The organism is Microtetraspora sp. AC03309, from assembly GCF_020826795.1.
GTDB classification, from domain to species: domain Bacteria; phylum Actinomycetota; class Actinomycetes; order Streptosporangiales; family Streptosporangiaceae; genus Microtetraspora; species Microtetraspora glauca.
Genome location: NZ_JADDIL010000082.1, coordinates 21,473 through 42,813 on the forward strand (window position 1 = coordinate 21,473; position 21,341 = coordinate 42,813).

Here is a 21,341-nt window from a genome sequence, read left to right on the forward strand (position 1 = left end):
GTGACCTACGCTGAGTGAGACATGATTGACTTTCCGTTCCCTCCGGCGTTGCGGCTACTCAGGTGGGCCATCCACGGCACCTTCGCGGTGCTGCTCGTCCTCGCCGTCCTCGCCGTCGTGCAGGAGGGCCGTACGGCCGTGGCGGCCGGGGGCGTCCTGCTGGGCGTCTTCTACGGGACGGCGATCTTCGTCGAGTCGCGGCTGCCCGACTTCGGAGGGCGTACGCACCTGATCCTCGGCCGGATCTGGCTGGTGGTGGTGACGCTCGCGTGGGCGGCGCTGGCACTGGCCGCGCCGAGTTTCGTCTGGCTGGCCTTCCCGTTGTTCTTCGCCTACCTCCACCTGCTGCGCCTGCCGGCGGCCATCCTCGGGGTCGTCGTGCTGACCGGGGCCGCCGTCGCGGCGGCGAGCTGGCACGCGGGTGGGCTGACCCCGCCCCAGGTCATCGGCCCGGTGATCGGCGCGGCCGTGGCGACCCTCATGGCGCTCGTCTACAAGGCGCTCTATCACGAGAGCGAGCAGCGGCGGCTCCTGATCGACGACCTGGTCCGTACGCGCGAGAAGCTGGTGCGCGCCGAAGGCGACGCCGCCAGGCTGGCCGAGCAAGAGCGACTGGCCGGCGAGATCCACGACACCCTCGCCCAGGGCATGTCGAGCATCGTCCTGCTGCTCCGGGCCGCCCGCCGTGACCTCGGCACCCGGCCGGAGATCGCGGAGGAACGGGTGATCGAGGCCGAGCGCGCGGCGGCGGAGAACCTGGAGGAGGCGCGCAACTTCGTCCGCGCCCTCGCGCCGCCCGCGCTGCAGCACTCGTCGCTGGCCGCCGCGCTGCGCAGGATCAGCGACTCGGCCGCGGCGCGGACGCCGACGAGGGTGCGCTTCGAGGTGTCCGGCGACCCGGTGGAACTGCCTCCCGCCTACGACCTGACCCTGCTGCGGGTCGCCCAGGGAGCGCTCGGCAACGTCAGCCGCCACTCGGGCGCGGACAACGCGGGGGTGACCCTCAGCTATCTGGGCGACGTCGTCGTGCTGGACGTCTTCGACGACGGCCGGGGATTCGACCCGGCGCGCACGCCCACGGACGGCCCCGGCACCGGGTACGGCCTGCGCGTCATGCGCGACCGTGCCGCCGCGCTCGGCGGCACCCTCACCGTGGAGTCCACGCCGGGCGAGGGCACGGCGGTGGCGATGACGCTGCCGCTTCCGGGGGGTCGCCGATGAGTACGACGATCAGGATCCTGTTGGTGGACGACCATCCCGTGGTCCGTTCCGGCATCCGGGCCATGCTGCTCGGCCAGCCGGACTTCGAGCTGGTCGGGGAGGCGGCCGACGGCGAGGATGGCGTCGCCGAGGCGGCGCGGTTGCGGCCGGACGTCGTGCTGATGGACCTGCGGCTCGGCCCCGGCATCCACGGCAGCGAGGCCACCCGGCGGATCGTCGCGGGCGACGGCACGCCCAGGGTCCTGGTGCTCACCACGTTCGACACCGACGCCGACATCCTCGCGGCCATCGAGGCGGGCGCGACCGGCTACCTGCTCAAGGACGCCCCTTCCGAGGAACTGCACGCGGCGATCAGGTCCGCCGCGACCGGGGCCAGCGCGCTCGCGCCGAGCGTCGCCTCCCGGCTGCTCGGCCGCGTACGCGCTCCCGAGGGCACGCTGAGCCCGAGAGAGCTGGAGGTGCTCGGCCACGTGGCGGAGGGGTTGTCCAACCGGCAGATCAGCAAGCGGATGTTCCTCAGCGAGACGACCGTCAAGACGCATCTCGTGCACATCTACGCCAAGCTCGGCGTCGACTCCCGTACGGCGGCCGTCGCGGTCGCCACCCGCCGCGGCCTCATCCGCCCCTCCTGATCCCACCCTCGTGGCGGGTTCCGGTACCGGCCGTGCGTTCGGTTGAAACTTTCAGGAAACACAGGGCCCGTCTCCGGGCGTGTTCCGATGGTGGATGTGCTGCTCGGAGGCATGCCGCCGGCGTGGGGGACCCCGGGCTGATGGCGCCCCCGCGGACGGCTCCCTGTACGGGCGGAAGGGGCATGCCTATGTTCTGTGGGAGCGCTCCCAAAGCGCAGTGACCATGTCGCCAGGAGGACCCCCGCAATGAGATTCACTCCCCGATCCGGAGCGGCGCGCTCCCTGGTACGGCGCGGCCTCGTCGCCGTGTCCGTGCTCGCGCTCGGCTCCACGATGGCCGTGGCCGCCGCCACGTCGGCGAGCGCCGCCGTCGCGTGCAGCGTCACGTACTCGACCAACGAATGGACGTCGAGCCCCGGCAACGGCGGATTCACGGCCAACATCACGGTCAAGAACGTGGGCGACGCGGTCAACGGCTGGACCCTCGCCTTCACGTTCCCCAACTCCGGCCAGAAGGTCACCCTGCCCGGCTGGAGCGCTAACTTCGCGCAGAGCGGGTCGAACGTCACCGCCACCAACCTGGACTGGAACAAGAGCCTGGCGAGCGGTGCCTCGACCAGCATCGGCTTCAACGGCACATGGTCGGGGAGCAACCCCACGCCCACCTCGTTCTCGCTCAACGGCGTGACCTGTAACGGCACCTCGTCGCCGAGCCCGAGCGCCTCGCCGTCCGCTTCCCCGTCCGCGTCCCCCTCGGCCTCGCCCTCCGCCTCGCCGTCCGCGTCTCCCTCGGCGTCTCCGTCGCCCTCGCCGAGCGCGTCGCCCAGCGTCCCGCCCGGCACCCACGTGGACAACCCGTACGCTGACGCGACCGGGTACGTGAACCCGGACTGGTCCGCGAAGGCCGCCTCCGAGACGGGCGGTTCCAAGGTCTCCAAGGTCTCGACCGCCATCTGGCTCGACCGGATCGCCGCGATCACCTCGGGGTCCGCGGGTGACAACCACATGGGCCTGCGCGACCACCTGGACGAGGCGGTACGCCAGGACGCCGCGAACGGCAGCGCGCCGCTGACGATCCAGGTCGTCATCTACAACCTGCCGAACCGCGACTGCTCGGCGCTCGCCTCCAACGGCGAGCTGCTGATCGCGGAGAACGGGCTGAACAGGTACAAGACCGAGTACATCGACCCGATCGCGGCCATCATGGCGGATCCGAAGTACTCGAACCTGCGGATCGTGTCGATCATCGAGATCGACTCGCTGCCGAACCTCATCACCAACCTCAACGTGGCGAAGTGTTCTGAGGCCAAGTCGACCGGCGCGTACGTCCAGGGTGTCCAGTACGCCCTGAACAAGCTGCACGCCATCCCGAATGTCTACAACTACGTCGACGCCGGGCACCACGGCTGGCTGGGCTGGGACACGAACCTCGGCCCGTCCGCCGACCTGTTCGCCCAGACCGCCAGCGGCACCACCGCCGGCTTCGCGAGCGTGGACGGCTTCATCACCAACACCGCGAACTACTCCGCGCTGACCGAGCCGTACTTCACCATCGGCACCACGGTCAACGGCACCACGGTCCGCCAGTCCCGCTGGGTGGACTGGAACCAGTACGTGGACGAGCTGTCCTACGCCCAGGCGTTCCGGAACCTGCTGATCTCGAAGGGCTTCCCGTCCACCCTCGGCATGCTCATCGACACCTCGCGCAACGGCTGGGGAGGCACCGCCCGTCCGACCAAGGCGAGCACCGCCACCGACGTCAACACCTTCGTCAACGAGTCCCGCGTCGACCGCCGGATCCACGCCGGCAACTGGTGCAACCAGAGCGGCGCCGGCCTCGGCGAGCGTCCGCGGGCGAACCCCGCTCCGGGTCTCGACGCCTACGTCTGGGTGAAGCCTCCGGGCGAGTCCGACGGCTCCAGCACGGCGATCCCGAACAACGAGGGCAAGGGCTTCGACCGGATGTGCGACCCGACCTACACCGGTAACGAGCGCAACGGCAACAACCTGACCGGCGCTCTCGCGGACGCTCCCGTCTCGGGCCACTGGTTCTCGGCCCAGTTCCAGGAGCTGCTGAAGAACGCCTACCCGCCCCTCTCGTGAGCCGGGTCGGCCTCGGCTGAACCGCGTCTCCTCCGCGGGCCCCGCCAGTACCGGCGGGGCCCGCCCCTTTTTCCCGGGGCGGCCGCGGTCAGTGGCGGCGCGAACCGGTGCTCTTCATGATGAGCATCACGCCCAGCACGATCGCACCGATGATCAGGACCCACTTCAGCGCGCTGAAGACCAGGCCGATGACGGAGCCGAGGAGGAAGAGGCCGACCACGACGAGCGCGGCGATCAGAAGAATGCGTCCCATGGGTCGAACGCTATGCCGTCTCAGCTCGGATTTCGCCCGGCGGAAGGGAACCTCAGGGACAAGTCAGGGAATGGCCGAGGGCCGTCTCAGGGACGCCCCGGGGCGCGCGGGAAGCGCCCGGACCCAGCCGCGGTCTCCCCGCAGGAACTCCGCCATCGCCAGGCCGGCCGCGTCGAGTTCGGCCGCGAGGAAGTCGTCGTCGAGACGCCTGCTCAGGAAGGTGTGGGTCCAGCGCCGGTCGCCGACCGTGTACTCCATGGTCGCGTCGATGAGGTGGGGTTCCGGCCGGTCGACCGCGGTCATCCGCACGACGTGGCCGTCTCCGGCGACCCGCTCGAAGGGCTCGACGGTGTCGTACCACTCGGGTGGCTTGCGCTGCAGGATCACGCACCCGTCGTCTGCGACGTGCTCCCGGCAGGTACGAAGAAACGCCCGGCGCAACTCGTCGTCGGGCGTCTCGATCACGTAGGACATGAGCAGGACGACGTCGAATCTCCGCCGAAGCGACAGCGACTGGATGGCGGAGCGGACGGTCTCGGCCCCCTCGATGTGGGCGAGCATCTCGGGGGACTCGTCCACGGCGACCACCTCGTGTCCGAGGGCCAGGAGGGGGTGGGTGACCCGGCCGGCGCCCGCGCCGAGTTCGAGGATCGAGGCGCCCTCGGGGATCGCCGCGTGGACGAGTTCGGGTTCGCCGTTCGGAGTGAGCATCGCGTAATAGTCCACGGCGCAGCCGTCCGGGGTGATCGTCCCGGGTCCGGTCCCGTGGTGCAGCCTTGGGGAACTCATGGTCACCATCCTGGACGACGGATCCCCGATCCGGCGGCGTGCCCCGGCACGCCGCCTGGGCACGAAGCCCGCGGATGCCGAGGTCAGTCGTTCGCGTGCAGGGCGGCGTTGAGCTCGATGCCGGTGCCCTTGCGGGGGACGGCCTCGACGGCGCCGGTGGTGGAGTTGCGGCGCAGCAGGATGCCGGAACGGCCGGACAGCTCCTTGGCCTTGACCGTCTCCCCGCCGGGAAGGGCGACCTTGGTCCCCGCGGTGACGTACAGGCCGGCCTCGACCACGCAGTCGTCGCCGAGGGAGATGCCGATGCCGGAGTTGGCGCCGAGCAGGCAGCGCTCGCCGACGGAGATGACCTCCTTGCCGCCGCCCGAGAGGGTGCCCATGATCGACGCGCCGCCGCCGACGTCGGACCCGTCGCCCACGACGACTCCGGCGGAGATGCGGCCCTCGACCATGGAGGCGCCCAGGGTGCCGGCGTTGAAGTTGACGAAGCCCTCGTGCATCACCGTGGTGCCCGCCGCCAGGTGGGCGCCGAGCCGTACCCGGTCGGCGTCGGCGACGCGCACACCCGAGGGAAGGACGTAGTCGACCATCCGCGGGAACTTGTCCACGCCGTGGACGGTCACCGGGCCGCGCGCCCGCAGCCGGAGCCGCGCGCTCTCGAAGTCCTCGACGGGGCACGGGCCGTGGTTGGTCCACACGACGTTGGCGAGCAGGCCGAAGAGACCGTCCAGGTTGAGCCCGTGCGGGCGGACCAGCCGGGCGGACAGCAGGTGCAGCCGCAGGTAGGCGTCGTGCGCGTCCACCGGCGGCTCGGACAGCTTGGCGATGCCGGTGCGGACCGCGACCACCTCGACGCCGCGCGCCGGGTCGGGGCCGACGAGCGCGGCGAGCTCGCCCGCCTCGGAGCCGGCCAGCCGCCGTGATCCCACGGACGTGGGGTCGCCCAGGGCGGGAGCGGGGAACCAGGTGTCGAGGACGGTGCCGTCCGGGGCGATCGTCGCCACGCCAATGCCGTGCGCACCCATGGTGCCGGGATCGATAGCTGTCATATCACCCAACGCTACCGGCATCGCCCGGACGGACGACCCCCGACTCGTACGCGTAGCGGACGGCCTGGGCGCGGTCGCGCAGGCCGAGCTTGGCGAGGAGCCGGTTGATGTGGCTGCTGACCGTGGCGTCGGAGATCACCAGCGTGGCGGCGATCTCCGCGTTGGACAGTCCGCGGGCGATGAGCAGGAGAACGTCGCGTTCACGCGGCGTGAGATCCGGCTCCGGGGCCGCGCTCTCCTCGGGCAGCCGGCCGTACCCCTCGATGACGCGCCGTGTCACGGCGGGGTCGAGCAGGGCCTCGCCCCTGGCGGCGGTGCGGATCGCGGCGAACAGCTGCTCGGGCGGCGACACCTTGAGCAGGAACCCGCGCACCCCCGCGCGCAGCGCCCGGTCCAGATTCTCGTCGGTGTCGTACGTGGTCAGCATGATCACCCCGGGCGGGTCGGGGTCGTCGAGGATCCGCCGAGCCGCGCTCAGCCCGTCCATCCTGGGCATCGCGATGTCGAGCAGGACCACGTCGGGGCGCAGCCGCCGGGCCAGCTCGACGGCGGCCTGGCCGTCGGCGGCCTCGCCCGTCACCACGAGGTCGGGCTGGGTGCCGATCACCAGCCGGAGCCCCGCGCGGATCATCGCCTGGTCGTCCGCGATCAGGACGCCGATCGCCTCGCTCACAGCGGGATCACCGCCCGCACCGCGTAGCCCCGTCCGCTGGGGCCGGTGGCGAGCCGGCCGTGGAACAGCGCGACCCGCTCCCGCATGCCGATCAGGCCGTGGCCGCCCCGTCCCGGTGTGCCGCGCCCGTCGCGCGGTCCCTCGTCGGTGATGTCGAGGCGGAGCTCGCCCGGCGCGTAACCGACCGTCACCGTGACTCCGGTCGGTCCCGCGTGTTTGAGCGTGTTCGTGAGTGCCTCCTGGACGATGCGGTACGTGGACAGGCCGAGACCGGCGGGCAGGGGGACCGGATCGCCGGTGACCTCGACCGTCACGTCGAGGCCCGCCGCCCGCGACTGCTCTACCAGGTCGTCGAGGCGGTCGAGGGTGGGCTGCGGGGTCAGCCCGTCGCCGTCCGGGCCGCGCAGCAGGCCGAGCATGCGCCGCAGCTCGTCGACGGCCTCGCGGCCGGTGTCCTCGATCGTGGTGAGGATCTCGCGCTCCCGGTCCTGGCCCCGGCCGAGCATGAGCCGTACGCCCCCGGCCTGCATGGTCATGACGCTGACGCTGTGCGCGACGATGTCGTGCAGCTCACGCGCGATCCGCGCGCGCTCCTCCGCGACGGCGGCCTGGGCGAGCAGCTCGCCGCGTTCCTGGGCCTGGAGGGCGAGCGTCCGGTGGCGGCGCACGGCGAGCCCGGACCCTCCGGCGAGCGCGGTCATGACCAGCGCCACCGCGACGTCGCCCCAGACCACGCTCGGGGACGAGGCCAGCATCGACACCAGGTACGCGCCCGTGGCGGCGAGGCCGACGCCCGCCTTCCAGCTCGCCGGCCGTACCTCGCAGAGCAGCGTGAACAGCAGTACGAGCTGGGTGTAGAACTGCCAGGCCGCGGCCATCTCGCGGAGCAGCACGAAGCCGAGGACGTTGGCGGCCGAGTAGACGCACAGGACGGCGAACGGGGCACGGCGCCGATAGAGGACGAGGACGGCGGCCGCGACACCGGCCACGACCCACCACACCGACGGCCGGCCTCCGGGGATGGCGTTCCTGCCGCTGAGCTCCTCGGCCACCGCGAACAGGCCCACGATGACCGCCACGAGCCAGTCGATCGGTGTGCGCATGGGGGCCTTTATACCGATAAATCATCCTTGCGGGGGATCGTGGGTTCAAAGTGCGCGTTGACGACCGGACGGGCGCCGATTCCTACGGTTCACCGCATGATTACCAACGCGGACACGTTCCGCCGCACGGCGGCGGGCGTCAGCCTCATCCTCGCCCCGCTCTGCCTGCTCCTCGGCATGGCCGTCGACCCGACGGAGTCGGGGAGCGAGGATGTCCTCGCCTACGCGAACAATCCCGCGGCCACGGGGGTCAGCGCGACCCTCCTGCACTACGCCTGGGTCCTGTGGGTGCCCGGCGTCATCGGGCTGGTCCACCTGGTGCGCCGCAAGGGCGTCGTCCTCGCCAACCTGGCGGGCGCGGTGACCGTCCTCGGTCTGATCAACTTCTCGTCGCTGATGATCTCGGACTTCTTCGACATCACGATGTTCCAGCAGTTGCCCGTCGCGCAGGCGGAGAAGATCATGCAGGACGCCGCGCAGCCCGCGATGATCGTCGCCTGGCAGATGCCCGGCATGATCGGCTCGTTCCTCGGGCTGGTCCTCGTGGCGGTCGCCTACGCCTGGTCGGGGCGGGTGGGCTGGTGGTTCCCCGCCGGCGTGCTCGCCGGGATCCTCGTCTGGCTCTTCGGCGCGAGCGCGTGGAACCTGTGGCTCGGGCTCTCCGGTCCGGTCATCCTGCTCGTGGTGTTCGGAGTGGTCGGCGTCTCGCTGATCCGGATGGACAACCGCGACTGGTCTCCTGCCGCCTGACTCCCAAAGCAGGTCAAAGCCCACTTTCAACTACATGCGTTACATGTGAGTCAAAGCGGGGATGACTTGGGTCCCGTAGCTGGAGGGGCGATGACGGATGTTCAAGCTTTTGCACGGGGGTGCTTCCAGCGCACCGAAACGGACCGGGTGGGCGTAGAGCTGGAGTTCCTGGTGTTCGACGCGGAGACTCCGTCACGCCAGGTGCCCATCGCCCGCATCGCCGACGCGCTTCCGCCGTTGCCCGGTGGGAGCCGCGTCACCTTCGAGCCCGGCGGGCAGCTCGAACTCGCCACGCCTCCGCTCCCGCTGTCGCAGGCCGTCGCGGGTCTCGTCTCCGACCTGGACGCCGTACGGCTCTCGCTCTCCGGAGCGGGGCTGGTGCTCGGCGGTTTCGCGCTCGACCCGTTCCGGCCGCCCCGACGCCAGCTCCGCCTTCCCCGGTACGACGCCATGGCGGCGTTCCTGGGCGTGCCGTACGGGCGGCTGATGATGTGCTCGACGGCCTCCATCCAGGTGAACCTCGACTTCGGGGCGAACCCGCGCGTCCGCTGGGACCGGGCGCACCTGCTCGGCCCGGTGCTGGTCGCGGCCTTCGCCAACTCGCCGAGGGACGGCTGGATGTCCGGTCGTCAGGCCGTTTGGCACCACCTGGACCGGACCAGGACGGCCCCCGTCGCCATGGGAGGCGACCCGGTGGAGGAGTGGGCCGGCTACCTCCTCGACGCCCGTCTCATGCTGGTCCGGAACCGTGCGGGCGACGGTGCCGCCGGATGCCGGGTGGTCCTGGACGGCTCGCCGTACCGGGAGTTCGCCCGGGTCGCCGGGAGGCCGCCGACCGACGAGGACCTGGCCTACCACGCGACCACCCTCTTCCCGCCGGTACGGCCGCGCGGCTGGATGGAGACGCGCTACCTCGACGCCCAGGCGCTGGACGACTGGCCGGTCTGCGTGGCCGTGGTCCACGCGCTCGTCACGGACGACCGGGCGGGGGACGTCGCTCTCGACGCGGCGTGGCCGGTCCGCGGGGCCTGGGCGCGCGCCGCCCGGTTCGGCCTGGCGGAACCCCACCTGAGACGGACGGCCGAGACCTGCTTCCGCGCCGCCGTCGAGGCGCTGCCCCGCCTGGGAGCGGAGCCGTGGCTGGTCGACCGGGTGGGCCGGTTCGCCGCCCGGCACATCGAACCCGGCCGATCTCCGGCCCTCGACCTGGAGACGTGCGTATGAGAGAACGGCTCGCCCAGCGGGAACCAGACCCGCGACACGCGCCCAAGGAGCTGATCGCCGCCGAGTTGGCCGCCGCCCGCGACCGATCCCTGGCGTACACGGACCTGGAGGACGACCTGCTGGTACGCCAGCACTCGCCGCTGATGTCCCCGCTGGTGTGGGACCTCGCCCACGTCGGCAACTACGAGGAGCTGTGGGTGCTGCGCGAGGCCGGGGGGATCACCCCGCTGCGCCCCGAGATCGACGACATCTACGACGCGTTCAAGCATCCGCGCAAGAACCGGCCCGCGCTGCCCCTCCTGGGGCCCGCCGAGGCGCGGCGGTACATCTCCGGGGTCCGCGGCCGGGTCCTCGACGTGCTCGACGCCGTCGACCTGGAGGACCCCGACCCGTTGCGCGCGGGAGGTTTCGTGTTCGGCCTGGTCGTCCAGCACGAGCACCAGCACGACGAGACCATGCTCGCGACGTTGCAGCTCTCCAGGGAACCCGGGCTGATCAGGGACGGCGAGTTGCCGCCCGGCCGCGTCCCGTCCGCGGTGGGGGCCGGGGCGCCGTCCCGCGAGGTCTTCGTGCCCTCCGGCCCCTTCACGATGGGGACGGACACGCTGCCCTGGGCGTACGACAACGAGCGCCCCGCGCATCTGGTGAACCTGCCGGGCTACTGGCTCGACCGCTGGCCGGTGAGCAACGGCGACTACGCCGCCTTCGTCGCGGACGGCGGGTACGGCGACCGGCGCTGGTGGCGGCCGGAGGGCTGGGAGTGGGTCAGCGCGAAGGGGATCCATGCCCCGTTGTTCTGGACCCGGAACGGTGACGGCTGGTGGCGCGACCGCTTCGGCCGGATGGAGCCGGTGCCGTCGGACGAGCCGGTGCAGCACGTCTCCTGGTACGAGGCCGACGCCTACGCCCGGTGGGCGGGCAAGCGGCTGCCGACCGAGGCGGAATGGGAGAAGGCGTGCGGCGGCCGCACCTTCCCGTGGGGCGACGCGGAACCCCGGGCGGACCAGGCCAACCTCGGCCACCGGGCGGCCAGGCCCGCACCCGTCGGCGCGTACCCCGCGGGGGCCGGGCCGTACGGCGCGGAGCAACTGATCGGCGACGTGTGGGAGTGGACCTCCTCCTGGTTCCAGCCGTATCCGGGTTTCCGGAGCTTCCCCTACGCCGAATACAGCGAGGTGTTCTTCGGCGAGACCTACCGCGTGCTGCGCGGCGGATCGTGGGCCACCCATCCCACGGCCGCCCGTACGACGTTCCGGAACTGGGACTACCCGATCCGGCGGCAGATCTTCGCCGGGTTCCGGTGCGCCCGAGGGGCCAGGTGAGGGGCGCGTGTGCAGGCACGCGGCCTGGCTCGGGCCGTCCCGGCCCCTGTCGTCGCTGATCGGGGAGCCGGAGCACGGCCTGCTCCGGCAGGCGTACGCGCCCCGGCTGCAGCGGTACGGAACCGTCAACGCCGACGGGTTCGGCGTGGGCTGGTACGACGCCACGCGGGCGGAGCCGGTCCGCTACCGCCGTTCGGTGCCCATCTGGGCGGACGCCAACCTGCCCGGGATCGCCGACGTGGCACGGTCGGGCTGCCTGCTGGCCGCTGTCCGGTCGGCGACCATCGGCATGCCGATCGAGGAGAGCGCGACCGCGCCCTTCTCCGACGGCCGGTGGCTGCTCAGCCACAACGGCCGGGTGGATCGCGTCGCGGTCGCGGGGAACGGCGTCGCGGTCGCGGGGAACGGCATGGACCCCGAGAGCCCGTGCGACTCGGCGTGGCTCGCCTCCGCCGTGTTCGCACGGCTCCGCGCCGGCATGCCGGTGGCCGACGCGGTGGCGCAGGTCGTCACCGAGACGGCGCGGGCGGACCCGGCGGCACGGCTCAACCTTCTCGTCTGCGGGGGATCCGAGATCGTCGCCACCGCGTGGGGCGACACCCTTTTCACCCATGTCCACGAGGGCGTGCTCCTGGCGAGCGAGCCCCTGGACGGCAGGCCGGGCTGGCGTGCCGTCGATGACCGGACGCTGGTTCTCGCCTCTCCCGACGGCGTGAGCGTGACACGTATCTGACCCATCAGGCACGTCTGACACGTATCCGAGGAGCGGAAGTGATCAACCATCTCGACGGCGGTTATCTGCGCCAGGCACTCGAACGCGACGTCCGCACCGGACTCACGGCGGAGCCGAAGTGGCTGCCGCCCAAGTGGTTCTACGACGCGGCGGGCAGCGAGCTGTTCTCCCGGATCACCCGGCTGGACGAGTACTACCCGACCCGGCGTGAACTGGCCATCCTCCGGTCCCACGCCGCCGACATCGTGCGGCGGAGCGGCTCCGACACCCTGATCGAGCTGGGTTCCGGCACCAGCGAGAAGACCGGCCTGCTGCTTGCGGGCATGAGCGTCTACATGCCGGTGGACGTGGACGCGGTCACCCTCAGGGCCACCGCGCGGCGGCTGACCACGCGCTTCCCCGGCCTCTCCGTACGCCCGGTGTGCGCGGACTTCGAACATCACCTGTCCATGCTGCCGCCGGGGATGGTGGCCTTCCTGGGCGGGACGATCGGCAACCTCGACCCCGAGGCCAGAGAGGTGTTCCTCAAGGAGCTGCGCTCCACCAGGAAACCCGGGGACGCCTTCCTGCTCGGCGTGGACCTGGTGAAGGACCGGGACCGCTTGGTCGCCGCGTACGACGACGGCCGGGGCGTGACGGCCGCGTTCAACCGCAACGTCCTGCATGTGATCAACCGGGAGCTGGGCGCGGACTTCGTCCCTGACGACTTCACGCACGTCGCCCGGTACGACGAGGAGAACGAATGGATCGAGATGCGGCTGCGCGCCTCCCGTCCCATGCGGGTGCACGTACGCGATCTCGACCTGTCGGTCTACTTCATCCGCGGGGAGGAGATGCGTACCGAGATCAGCGCCAAGTTCCGGCGTGAGGGCCTCACGACCGAGCTGGCGCGGGCGGGCTTCGACCTGGACCGGTGGTACACCGATCCGGACGGCGACTTCGCCCTCGCGCTCAGCGTGGCGCGTTGAACCGTCCGGCCCGGCAATCGACGAGAACGCGGTCCCAGTCCCAGAGGAACCGCGGGAGGCCGTAGCGTGCCAGGGCCTGCGGCCCTGGCCGCCTTCCCGTACCGGCGGGCCGGCTCGGGATCGGCCACGAACGCGGAGACGGCGGAGGTCAGCGTGGCCGGCCTGGTGGAGATCACCCCGGCCTCCGGCGGCACCGCCTCCACCACCTCCGTGGTGGCCGGTGCGACGACGGGCAGGCCGAGCATCATGGCCTCGATGAGGGCGATCTCGTGCGGGCGTTGGAGGACGACGACGTCCACGTCCTCGGCGGCCAGCCGGTCCCACGGGATCTCCCGTACGGGCGCGGGCCAGGGGTAGGTCCGGGCCCGCCCGCGCCCGTCCGGGCCGCGGTCGGGCGTGAGCGGCACGATGTACTTGTGCGCGCCCTGCACGAACGACGTGGTCCACGAGCCGTGCATGTGCCAGAGCAGGATCTTCAACCGATCGTCCCTTCCCCCAGAAGTGCTCCTTCCTCCGCCGCGGCGAGATCGGGCACGGCCCCCGCAACGGGTGACACCCGGTCCGGATCCGCGTTGTACGGCACGTCGTGGATCAAGGTCCCGTCACGATCGAAGAGCACGGTGGCGAGTGGCCCTATGCCGGGCACTTACCCCCGAAATCGCTACTTAGCGTGACAATTGTCAAGAACCGCTTCCAGATATCGCGCCCTCACCGCAAAACCGCGTTTGAGGAGCGCTTCGCTCGGTAACAGCACCGAAACGCTCCCAAGCGGAGGTGCGCGCATGCGGTTCCTCGGGATGAACGCCATCTTCCATGATCCCGCCGCGGCCCTGGTGGTCGACGGCGAGATCATGGCGGCGGCTGAGGAGGAGCGGTTCAGCAGGCGGAAGCGCGGCAAGCGCCCAGTGCCGTTCTCCGCCTGGGAGTTGCCGGAACAGGCGGCCGCCTGGTGCCTGGAGCGGGCCGGCCTGCGCCCCGATGACCTCGACGCCGTCGCGTACTCCTATGATCCCCGGCTGATCCGGCCGGGCCTCGCCGGACTGGTGGCCGGTGCCCACCGGCTGCGGGGCGAGGCGCGGAGGCGCCGGTGACGGGGTCCGGATCCCGTCAGGACGGGCAGGGGCGGCCGGTGGTCCCGGTGGCCCGCCCCGACAACGCGGGCGACGTCCTGCTGGCCGGTCCGGCGATCAGCACGGACTACCCCGGCTCGCTGCTCGACGTGCGGCACGTCGTCGACGAGACCGCGGACGTGCCCGAGGCCGAGCGCATGCTCGGTCTCGCTCGCGTGGCAGGGTTCGACCTCCCGCCGGGTGACGACGGGCGGCTCGCGGTCCGGAGGCCGCTGCCGGACGACGGCTGGCCCGAGGCGGCCGCCAGGACCGACGTCCAGGAGGTGCATCTCGCCGTCATTCACATGTTGTGCGACGTGATCGAGGAGGTCCGCAGTGACGAGAAGTCCGAGGAGTGAGGGCATGCTGGGCAACATCCTGATCGCCGGAGGGTCCGGCCGCAGGAGGGGGACGTGATCGCGGCCGGGATCGACGCCTGCGGCCGACTGGATGATGTGCCCGCGGCGGACTGGGACCGGGTGATCAAGGTCAACCTCCTCGGCACCGCCGCCGTCGTCCGCGCGGCCCTGCCGTACCTGGACGGGCGGGTGGTCACCGTCGCCTCGACGCCCGGGCTCCGGGCGGTGAGCGACGCGACGGCTTTCTTCGACGGGCGGGACGAGCGGTACAGACCGGGGCCGGACGCGCGGCTGAACCAGCCGGAGGACGTGGCCGCGACGATCGTCTTCGCGCTCGGCCAGCCGCCCGGCTGCGAGATCGGGGAACTGGTCGTCTGCCCGGCCACGGAGACGTCGTGGCCCTAGAGCGGGAGCGGGCTGAGCCGCCCGGGGAGCCCGAGCCGCCGGCACGCCCGGCGTTGCTCGTGCTGCGCGGGCTCGGCCTGGGAGACCTGCTCACCGCCGTGCCCGCGCTGCGGGCCCTGCGGCGCGCCTTCCCCGGTCACCGGCTCATGCTGGCCGCCCCCGCCCGCCTGGCCGAGCTGCTGCCGCTGATCGGAGGAGTGGACGACCTGCTCGACGTGTGCGGGCCCGGTCCCGTCGGGCTGCCCGCGCCGTACGGGGTGCCGGACGTGGCCGTCAACCTGCACGGGCGCGGGCCGCAGAGCACCGCCGCGCTGCGCCATACGCGGCCGGGGGTGCTGCTCGCGCACGCGCCGGAGGAGGGTGGCCCGCCCTGGCGGGAACTGCACGAGGTGCGGCGATGGTGCGCCTTCCTGGAGTGGTACGGCATTCACGCCGACCCGGAGGACCTGGCGATCCGGGCGCCCGGTGGTTCCAAGGACCCGGCGGAGGTGGTCGTGCACCCGGGCGCGGCCTCGATCGCCAGGCGCTGGCCACCGGACCGGTTCGCCCGGGTCGCCGCGGAGCTGCCCGGCGTGGTGATCACCGGGGTCGAGCGGGAGCTCGGACTGCGCGTCGCCGCGCTGGCCGGGCTGCCGGAGGAGCGGGTCCTGCGCACCGGACTCCTGGAACTGGCCGAGGTGGTCGCCGGAGCGCGGCTGGTGATCTGCGGCGACACGGGCATGGCGCATCTGGCCACCGCGCTCGGGACGCCGTCGGTCGTGCTGTTCGGCCCCATGTCGCCCGCTCTGTGGGGGCCGCCTCGGGGAGGCCGTCACGTCGCCCTGTGGAAGGGGCGGCGCGGTGATCCGCACGGGACGCGGCCCGATCCCGGCCTGCTGGAGATCGGCGTCCCGGACGTCCTCGACGCGGCCTTCGGGCTGCTGGAGGTGAGCGTGTGATGAGAGCCGTCGTGACCGGAGGCGCGGGATTCCTCGGGTCGTACCTGTGCGAGCGTCTGCTGGGCCGGGGCGTCGAGGTGCTCTGCCTGGACAACTTCCTCACCGGCGCCCCGAGCAACGTCGAGCACCTGATGGGACGGCCGGGGTTCCGGCTGCTGGAGTGCGACCTGACCGGGTTCGTCCATGTACCCGGGGGCGTGGACCTGGTGCTGCACCTCGCCTCCGCCGCGTCCCCCGCCGACTATCTGAGGCACCCGATCGAGACGCTCAAGGTCGGCAGCCTCGGCACGCTGCACGCGCTCGGCCTGGCCAGGGAGAAGGACGCCAGGTTCGTGCTCGCCTCGACCAGCGAGGTGTACGGCGATCCGCTCGAACACCCGCAGAAGGAGACCTACTGGGGCAACGTCAACCCGGTGGGACCGCGCAGCGTGTACGACGAGGCCAAGAGGTTCGCCGAGTCGCTCACCACCGCCTACCGCGACGCGCGGGGCACCGACACCGCGATCGTACGGATCTTCAACACGTACGGTCCCCGGATGCGCCCCCATGACGGCCGGGCCATCCCGACGTTCATCAGGCAGGCCATCATGGACGAGCCGATCACCGTGACCGGGGACGGGGAGCAGACGCGGTCCATCTGCTACGTGGACGACACGGTGGAGGGCATCATCGCGCTGGCCGGCAGCGACTTCGAGGGGCCGGTCAACATCGGCAACCCGGCCGAGCTGAGCATGCTCGACCTGGCCGGGATGATCCGCGACCTGGCCGGGTCGTCGTCCCCGATCCGTTTCGTCCCCCGGCCGGTCGACGATCCGGCGGTCCGCCGGCCCGACGCCTCGCTCGCCGCCGAGCGGCTCGGGTGGCGGCCGCGGGTGGACCCCGTCACCGGGCTGTGCCGTACGATCGCGTGGTTCGAGCGGGAACTGGCCCGCGAGCCGTCCCCGACCGTCGTCTGAGCTTCGCGGTCTTCCTGATCATCGCCCTCTCGGTTACCCATCGGATCGGTGTGCCTACGGACCGTCGTTTAGTGCTGATGGCCGATGGGGACTTGCCATGACATGCCACCCGATGCCGTGATGAGCACGCTCGCCCTCGCGGCGGGCCCGGCCAGTCCGGCCGACATGCTCGCGGCACGGATGCAGATGGGGCTTTCGCTCGGATGGCACATCATCCTCGCCTGCCTCGGCGTCGGCATGCCCGGCCTGCTCCTCTTCGTGGAGTGGCGGGCCGTACGCACGGGCGACGCCGACCGCATGCTGCTGGCGCGGCGGTGGGCCAAGGCGATCGGCGTGCTCTTCGCGGTGGGCGCCGTGTCCGGCACGATCCTCAGCTTCGAGATGGGCCTGCTGTGGCCCGGCCTCATGGACGTGTACGGCCAGGTGATCGGGGTGCCGTTCGCCATGGAAGGCGTCGCCTTCTTCATCGAGGCGATCTTCCTCGGCATCTACCTGTACGCCTGGGACCGGCTGTCGCCGCGTACCCACCTGCTGAGCGGGGTGCCCATCGCGATCGCGGGCGTGTCGTCGGCGTTCTTCGTCGTGGCGGCCAACGCGTGGATGAACCAGCCGCGCGGGTTCGACCTGGAGAACGGCCGGGTGACCCGGGTCGACCCGTGGGCGGCCATGTTCAACCCCGCGACGCCGCCGCAGACCATCCACATGATCGTGGCGGCGTTCATGGTGACCGGCTTCGCCACCGCCGGGGTGTACGCGGTGGCCCTGCTGCGCGGGCGCCGGGACCGCTACCACCGGCTGGGGTTCCTGATCCCGTTCACGCTCGGCGCGGTGCTCTCGCCGATCCAGATCGTGGTCGGCGACTACGCGGCGAAGTTCCTCGCGGAGTACCAGCCGACCAAGCTCGCGGCGGCCGAGGGGCTCTTCGTCACCCGCTCCCACGCCCCGCTCAGCCTGGGCGGGATCGTGTACGACGACGCTCTGCACTACGCGGTCGAGATCCCGAGCGGTCTGTCGATGCTCGTCGGGTTCAGCCCCGCGACCGTCGTCCAGGGCCTGGACCGGGTCCCCTCGCGTGACCGGCCGCCGGTCAACCCGGTCCACCTGGGCTTCGACACGATGGTGGGGATCGGGTTCTTCCTGCTCCTGCTGTCCGCCTGGCTGGCGCTGAACTGGTGGCGGCGGAGGGACCTGCCCCGCTCCCCGTGGTTCCTGCGGCTCGCCGCCGTCGCGGGGGTGGCCGCCGTGGTCGCGGTCGAGGCGGGCTGGATCGTGACCGAGGTGGGCCGCCAGCCCTGGATCGCGTACGGCAGGATGCGCACGGTCGAGGCGGTGAACCCCGCGCCCGGCCTGTGGGCCGGGTTCCTCATCGTCGTCCTCGTCTACGTGGTCCTCACCGTGGCGACGGTCTACGTGCTGCGGCACATGACGAGGACCACGCCGGTGCCGGCCGTCGCCCCTCAGGAACGCGCCTGATGGACGCCGCGCAGATCCTGCTGGTCGTGATGTGGGTGGGAATCACCCTCTACGCGCTACTGGGCGGCGCCGACTTCGGAGGCGGCGTCTGGGACCTGCTCGCCGGACGCGAGCACACGAACAGGAAGCTCATCGAGCACGCGATCGGGCCGGTCTGGGAGGCCAACCACGTATGGCTGATCTTCGTGCTCGTCGTCCTGTGGACCGGGTTTCCGCCGGTGTTCGCGGCCGTCATGTCCACGCTCTACATCCCTCTGACGCTGGCCGCTCTGGGGATCATCTTCCGGGGCTCGGCGTTCGTCTTCCGCAAGGCCAGCACCGAATGGTGGTCGCGACGCCTGTTCGGCGCGGCCTTCGCGATCTCCTCCCTGCTCACCCCGTTCTTCCTCGGCACCGTCGCCGGCGCGATCGCGTCGGGCCGCGTCCCGCCCGGCCTGGCCGCGGGAGACTTGGTGGCGAGCTGGGTGAACCCCACCTCGATGCTCGGCGGAGTGCTCGCGGTGGGCGTCTGCGCCTACCTGGCCGCCGTCTACCTGTGCGACGACGCCGTACGGGCCGGGCTCGACCCGGAGGGGTTCCGCCGGAGGGCGATCGGCACCGGCGTCGTGGTGGGGGTGGTCGCGCTCGCCGGCATCGCCGTACTGCGCTGGGACGCTCCCGCGCTCTTCGCCGGGCTCACCCACCGCGCGCTGCCCGCCGTCGTGGCCAGCGCCGTCATGGGTCTCGCATCCCTCGGCCTGCTCTGGGCGCGCGGGTACCTGCTGGTCAGGGTCACGGCGGTCCTCGCGGTGACCGCGGTCATGTGGGGCTGGCCGCTGGCGCAGTATCCCGTGATGCTGCCGCCCGCGTTCACCTACCGGCAGGCGGCGGCGGGGCCGGAGGTGCTCGTCGTCACGCTGATCGTGCTCGGGGTGGGCGCGCTGCTGGTCCTGCCGGCCATCGGGTGGCTACTCGCCGTCCAGCGGCGGCTGCCGTACGACTCCGGCTGACCGGGAGTGAACCCCGTCAGCCGTCCGGTCGTCTTTCCTCTCTCGGACCTTTGCTCTCTCGGGGCATCGCTGTTTGCATATTCCGGACATGTCACACGATTTGGCGCGCCATGGCGATGATCTCCTCCAGGTGGCCGCCGTGCGCGCCGTGCCAGTAGACGCGCTGGCAGGCACGGCAACGGGCGAACGTCTCGTAGGAGCGACGGGTCCCCGCGGGCAGCATCCGCTCCACCTCGGCCTTGCCCGCCGGAACCAGCGGCCCGTTGCACGCCGTACACCGCGTCCACGGATCGAGCGGCGGCGCGAACCTGTCCAGTACGTCCGCCAACTGCTCGTCCGGACGGGCGCCCCGGACATATCCCCCCAGCCACAACGCCCTTCGCCTCAGCAGGCCGCGATCCTGCGTCAGCAACACACGCCGCTCCGCGTTCGCCTGCTCGATCAGCGCGTCGTCGTCCAGATCGTTCCGGTACGCGGCGTCGACTCCGATGACGCGCAACCGCCGGGCCAGCGTGCCCAGGTGGACGTCGAGGACGAACCTGGGAGACGGGATCGGTTGCGGCCGCTCGACCGCTCGCACGCGTACCGTCTCGCCCGGCGTCGGCCGGTACGACGTGGGCACCCGGCGGCCGTTCACCGCCAGCGAGCCGACCTCCGTCAACGGCACGCCGATCGACTCGACCACATGCCCCAGCGACGACGTCCCGTCATACGGAACCCGAACCTCGAAGCCCTCAACCGCCCCGTCCCCCGCCCCGATGTCCCTGCTGCCTGCCTGTACGCCCTGGGCGCGTTCCGGCTCACGGTACGCAGGCGCGGCAGGTTCCGGTCGAGCCTGTACGGCCTCGGCAGGTTCGAGCCCAGTCTGTGCGGCTTGGGTGGTGTCCGGTCGGGCCCGTGCGGCTTGAGTGGGTTCCAGTCTGCCTTGTGCGGTCTCGGTGTTCGCTGACCAGATGTGCACTGGTCCGGACATCTCTGGCGCGGCCTGTGTGTCCTCGGCGTTTTGTAGCCGGGTAGGCGCTTGTTCGGCATGGTTCGGCTCCGGACCTAGGTCGGTCCGTCCCGGTTCGGCATGTCCCGGTCCGGCTCGTTCCGGCACAGCCTGTCTTGGCTCGGCGCGTCTCAGGCGAGCCGAGAGAAACAGCCGCAAATCGGGCGCGACGGTGACGGACAACTCCTGTCCGGTCATGTTTCCAGAATGCCAGCCGCCCTCGGCCCGTCAGCGTGCAGCCTGGCCGCCTTGCGAAGCGCATTCCTGGCGGGAGGGCCGGTCAATGTCATGGCGGGCGGCCAGATCAGGAGATGCCAGAGTTCGACGGCGATTCGATGCAGGCGTGGAGGCGTGGTCGTCGGTCACGGGTGACGTCCCTCGGGTGGTGCAACTCCACGCTGATGACGCAAGCCCTGGACATGGGGGGAGCCGTCGTGTGACCGTCAGTGAGTTCCCGGCAAGGTTCTCGCGGAGGACACCACACGATGGCTCTGGACCGGTCTTCCCTGCTCGACCTGTTGGAGTCTTCGAAAGCCGCCGACGCCGAGGCCGACGACACCACGTCATCCGACAGACGGCTGATAGTCCGCCGTTGTTCCAGATGGCGTACGAGTGCCATATCAGGCAGCGTTCGCCCCGTCGTTCGGGGGGAGTAGGCGTCGTGGGTCCGTCGATATCCGCCACAATCGGCACATGCTGAGTATCGGATCCGTCGTGCTGGGAGTTTCGGATGTGCGGCGCGCGGCCGCATTCTGGATGGACGCTCTGGGATACGCCCCGCGGGAGGAGATCGAAGACGCCTGGGTGGTGCTGGTGCCGGCGGTAGGGACCGGGGTCCAGCTCGCGCTCGGCCTCAGCGAGACGCCGGTCCAGGAGTATCCGCGGATCCATCTTGACCTGTACGTCGAGGACGCGGCCGAGCAGGTCGCCGAGGTGGAGCGGTTGGTGTCCCTGGGCGCCCAGCGCGTCGACTGGGACCGTTATCCGGACGATCCCGACTTCGTCGTGCTCGCCGATCCCGATGGCAATCGCTTCTGTGTCATCGACACCAGTCACGGCTGACGGGCGATCAGCGGCAACGGGCCGCGGTCGGCAGGGCAAGCGCTGTCCGATGCGGCGCTGCTAGGCGTGCTGCCCATGGGACTTTGGGGCGACACGGCGTCCGAGCAGGTTGGTGACGCGGCTGATGGCGGCTTGCCTTTCAGCACAGTGAGATCGTGGCAGCGCAGTGAGAGAGGATGTCCCGACGTTCGTGGAACTTGATCGGCGGTCCCGCGGTCAGGCGACGTTCTCGTTGTAGC

At 71.3% G+C, this 21,341-nt stretch carries 21 protein-coding genes and 3 pseudogenes; 16 read left to right on the forward strand and 8 right to left on the reverse strand.

The annotated features are described in order from the left end of the window. Nucleotides 1–21: 21 nt before the first annotated feature. The 3 genes from IMZ11_RS35175 to IMZ11_RS35185 all read left to right on the forward strand — a co-directional run bounded on the left by IMZ11_RS35175 (nucleotide 22) and on the right by IMZ11_RS35185 (nucleotide 3,956). Nucleotides 22–1,221 (forward strand): sensor histidine kinase, encoded by a 1,200-nt coding sequence (locus tag IMZ11_RS35175; RefSeq protein WP_228646752.1) that lies wholly within the window; start codon nucleotides 22–24, stop codon nucleotides 1,219–1,221. Continuing rightward, nucleotides 1,218–1,853, forward strand: coding sequence for a response regulator transcription factor (locus IMZ11_RS35180; RefSeq protein WP_228646753.1), 636 nt, complete (start codon nucleotides 1,218–1,220; stop codon nucleotides 1,851–1,853). The genes IMZ11_RS35175 and IMZ11_RS35180 overlap by 4 nt, the downstream gene beginning before the upstream one ends. 246 nt (nucleotides 1,854–2,099) lie before the next feature. Beyond that, nucleotides 2,100–3,956: a glycoside hydrolase family 6 protein gene (locus IMZ11_RS35185; RefSeq protein ID WP_305075932.1), complete on the forward strand. Its 1,857-nt coding sequence runs from the start codon at nucleotides 2,100–2,102 to the stop codon at nucleotides 3,954–3,956. 88 nt (nucleotides 3,957–4,044) lie between these two features. On the opposite strand, the gene IMZ11_RS35190 is transcribed toward IMZ11_RS35185, so the two are convergent. The 5 genes from IMZ11_RS35190 to IMZ11_RS35210 all read right to left on the reverse strand — a co-directional run bounded on the left by IMZ11_RS35190 (nucleotide 4,045) and on the right by IMZ11_RS35210 (nucleotide 7,823). Next, nucleotides 4,045–4,209: a hypothetical protein gene (locus IMZ11_RS35190; protein WP_228646754.1), complete on the reverse strand. Its 165-nt coding sequence runs from the start codon at nucleotides 4,207–4,209 to the stop codon at nucleotides 4,045–4,047. A 63-nt stretch (nucleotides 4,210–4,272) separates the two neighbouring features. Next, on the reverse strand, nucleotides 4,273–4,998 hold the full coding sequence (locus tag IMZ11_RS35195) for a bifunctional 2-polyprenyl-6-hydroxyphenol methylase/3-demethylubiquinol 3-O-methyltransferase UbiG (RefSeq protein ID WP_228646755.1): 726 nt from the start codon (nucleotides 4,996–4,998) through the stop codon (nucleotides 4,273–4,275). A gap of 83 nt (nucleotides 4,999–5,081) precedes the next feature. After that, on the reverse strand, nucleotides 5,082–6,047 hold the full coding sequence (dapD, locus tag IMZ11_RS35200) for a 2,3,4,5-tetrahydropyridine-2,6-dicarboxylate N-succinyltransferase (RefSeq protein WP_061258683.1): 966 nt from the start codon (nucleotides 6,045–6,047) through the stop codon (nucleotides 5,082–5,084). A 1-nt stretch (nucleotide 6,048) separates the two neighbouring features. Then, complete coding sequence (locus IMZ11_RS35205) at nucleotides 6,049–6,720, reverse strand: response regulator transcription factor (protein ID WP_228646756.1); 672 nt, start codon at nucleotides 6,718–6,720, stop codon at nucleotides 6,049–6,051. Further along, nucleotides 6,717–7,823, reverse strand: coding sequence for a sensor histidine kinase (locus IMZ11_RS35210; protein WP_228646757.1), 1,107 nt, complete (start codon nucleotides 7,821–7,823; stop codon nucleotides 6,717–6,719). Before IMZ11_RS35210 ends, IMZ11_RS35205 begins: the two co-directional genes overlap by 4 nt. 96 nt (nucleotides 7,824–7,919) lie before the next feature. Here IMZ11_RS35210 and IMZ11_RS35215 point away from each other — a divergent pair, with 96 nt between their 5' ends. The 5 genes from IMZ11_RS35215 to egtD all read left to right on the forward strand — a co-directional run bounded on the left by IMZ11_RS35215 (nucleotide 7,920) and on the right by egtD (nucleotide 12,820). Then, entirely contained in the window at nucleotides 7,920–8,573 is a 654-nt protein-coding gene (locus IMZ11_RS35215) for a hypothetical protein (RefSeq protein ID WP_228646758.1), read from the forward strand. A 90-nt stretch (nucleotides 8,574–8,663) separates the two neighbouring features. Then, nucleotides 8,664–9,797 carry a glutamate-cysteine ligase family protein gene (locus IMZ11_RS35220; protein WP_228646759.1) on the forward strand — a complete coding sequence of 378 codons (1,134 nt, stop codon included), beginning with the start codon at nucleotides 8,664–8,666 and terminating at the stop codon, nucleotides 9,795–9,797. Then, complete coding sequence (gene egtB, locus IMZ11_RS35225) at nucleotides 9,794–11,119, forward strand: ergothioneine biosynthesis protein EgtB (RefSeq protein WP_228646760.1); 1,326 nt, start codon at nucleotides 9,794–9,796, stop codon at nucleotides 11,117–11,119. The genes IMZ11_RS35220 and egtB overlap by 4 nt, the downstream gene beginning before the upstream one ends. Before the next feature lie 7 nt (nucleotides 11,120–11,126). Continuing rightward, complete coding sequence (egtC, locus tag IMZ11_RS35230) at nucleotides 11,127–11,852, forward strand: ergothioneine biosynthesis protein EgtC (RefSeq protein WP_228646761.1); 726 nt, start codon at nucleotides 11,127–11,129, stop codon at nucleotides 11,850–11,852. A gap of 38 nt (nucleotides 11,853–11,890) precedes the next feature. Beyond that, nucleotides 11,891–12,820: an L-histidine N(alpha)-methyltransferase gene (egtD, locus tag IMZ11_RS35235; RefSeq protein WP_228646762.1), complete on the forward strand. Its 930-nt coding sequence runs from the start codon at nucleotides 11,891–11,893 to the stop codon at nucleotides 12,818–12,820. Here the strand turns inward: egtD and IMZ11_RS35240 are convergent. Both IMZ11_RS35240 and IMZ11_RS35245 read right to left on the reverse strand, forming a co-directional pair. Continuing rightward, nucleotides 12,804–13,278 (reverse strand): annotated as a pseudogene (locus tag IMZ11_RS35240) (glycosyltransferase). The gene egtD and the pseudogene IMZ11_RS35240 overlap by 17 nt on opposite strands. A 17-nt stretch (nucleotides 13,279–13,295) precedes the next feature. After that, the gene (locus IMZ11_RS35245; protein WP_228646763.1) at nucleotides 13,296–13,439 is read right to left on the reverse strand and encodes a hypothetical protein; all 144 of its coding nucleotides are present in this window, start codon (nucleotides 13,437–13,439) and stop codon (nucleotides 13,296–13,298) included. Nucleotides 13,440–13,602: 163 nt separating this feature from the next. Between IMZ11_RS35245 and IMZ11_RS35250 the strand changes: the two are divergent. The 7 genes and pseudogenes from IMZ11_RS35250 to IMZ11_RS35280 all read left to right on the forward strand — a co-directional run. Next, nucleotides 13,603–13,887 (forward strand): annotated as a pseudogene (locus tag IMZ11_RS35250) (carbamoyltransferase N-terminal domain-containing protein); the annotation flags it as partial. Nucleotides 13,888–14,003: 116 nt separating this feature from the next. Continuing rightward, nucleotides 14,004–14,171: pseudogene (locus IMZ11_RS35255) on the forward strand (glycosyltransferase family 9 protein); the annotation flags it as partial. A 171-nt stretch (nucleotides 14,172–14,342) separates the two neighbouring features. After that, nucleotides 14,343–14,693: an SDR family NAD(P)-dependent oxidoreductase gene (locus IMZ11_RS35260; RefSeq protein WP_228646764.1), complete on the forward strand. Its 351-nt coding sequence runs from the start codon at nucleotides 14,343–14,345 to the stop codon at nucleotides 14,691–14,693. Beyond that, on the forward strand, nucleotides 14,684–15,631 hold the full coding sequence (locus IMZ11_RS35265) for a glycosyltransferase family 9 protein (protein WP_228646765.1): 948 nt from the start codon (nucleotides 14,684–14,686) through the stop codon (nucleotides 15,629–15,631). The genes IMZ11_RS35260 and IMZ11_RS35265 overlap by 10 nt, the downstream gene beginning before the upstream one ends. Continuing rightward, a complete protein-coding gene (locus IMZ11_RS35270) occupies nucleotides 15,631–16,587 on the forward strand; it encodes a UDP-glucuronic acid decarboxylase family protein (RefSeq protein WP_228646766.1) in 957 nt (318 codons plus the stop codon). The genes IMZ11_RS35265 and IMZ11_RS35270 overlap by 1 nt, the downstream gene beginning before the upstream one ends. Nucleotides 16,588–16,707: 120 nt before the next feature. After that, complete coding sequence (locus IMZ11_RS35275; protein ID WP_228646767.1) at nucleotides 16,708–18,060, forward strand: cytochrome ubiquinol oxidase subunit I; 1,353 nt, start codon at nucleotides 16,708–16,710, stop codon at nucleotides 18,058–18,060. After that, entirely contained in the window at nucleotides 18,060–19,049 is a 990-nt protein-coding gene (locus IMZ11_RS35280; RefSeq protein ID WP_228646768.1) for a cytochrome d ubiquinol oxidase subunit II, read from the forward strand. Before IMZ11_RS35275 ends, IMZ11_RS35280 begins: the two co-directional genes overlap by 1 nt. Before the next feature lie 91 nt (nucleotides 19,050–19,140). Here IMZ11_RS35280 and IMZ11_RS46825 read toward each other — a convergent pair whose 3' ends face one another. Beyond that, a complete protein-coding gene (locus tag IMZ11_RS46825) occupies nucleotides 19,141–19,809 on the reverse strand; it encodes a Mut7-C RNAse domain-containing protein (protein WP_374463166.1) in 669 nt (222 codons plus the stop codon). 924 nt (nucleotides 19,810–20,733) lie between these two features. On the opposite strand from IMZ11_RS46825, the gene IMZ11_RS35290 reads away from it, so the two are divergent. After that, on the forward strand, nucleotides 20,734–21,102 hold the full coding sequence (locus IMZ11_RS35290; protein WP_228646770.1) for a VOC family protein: 369 nt from the start codon (nucleotides 20,734–20,736) through the stop codon (nucleotides 21,100–21,102). The last annotated feature ends 239 nt before the right edge of the window (nucleotides 21,103–21,341 follow it).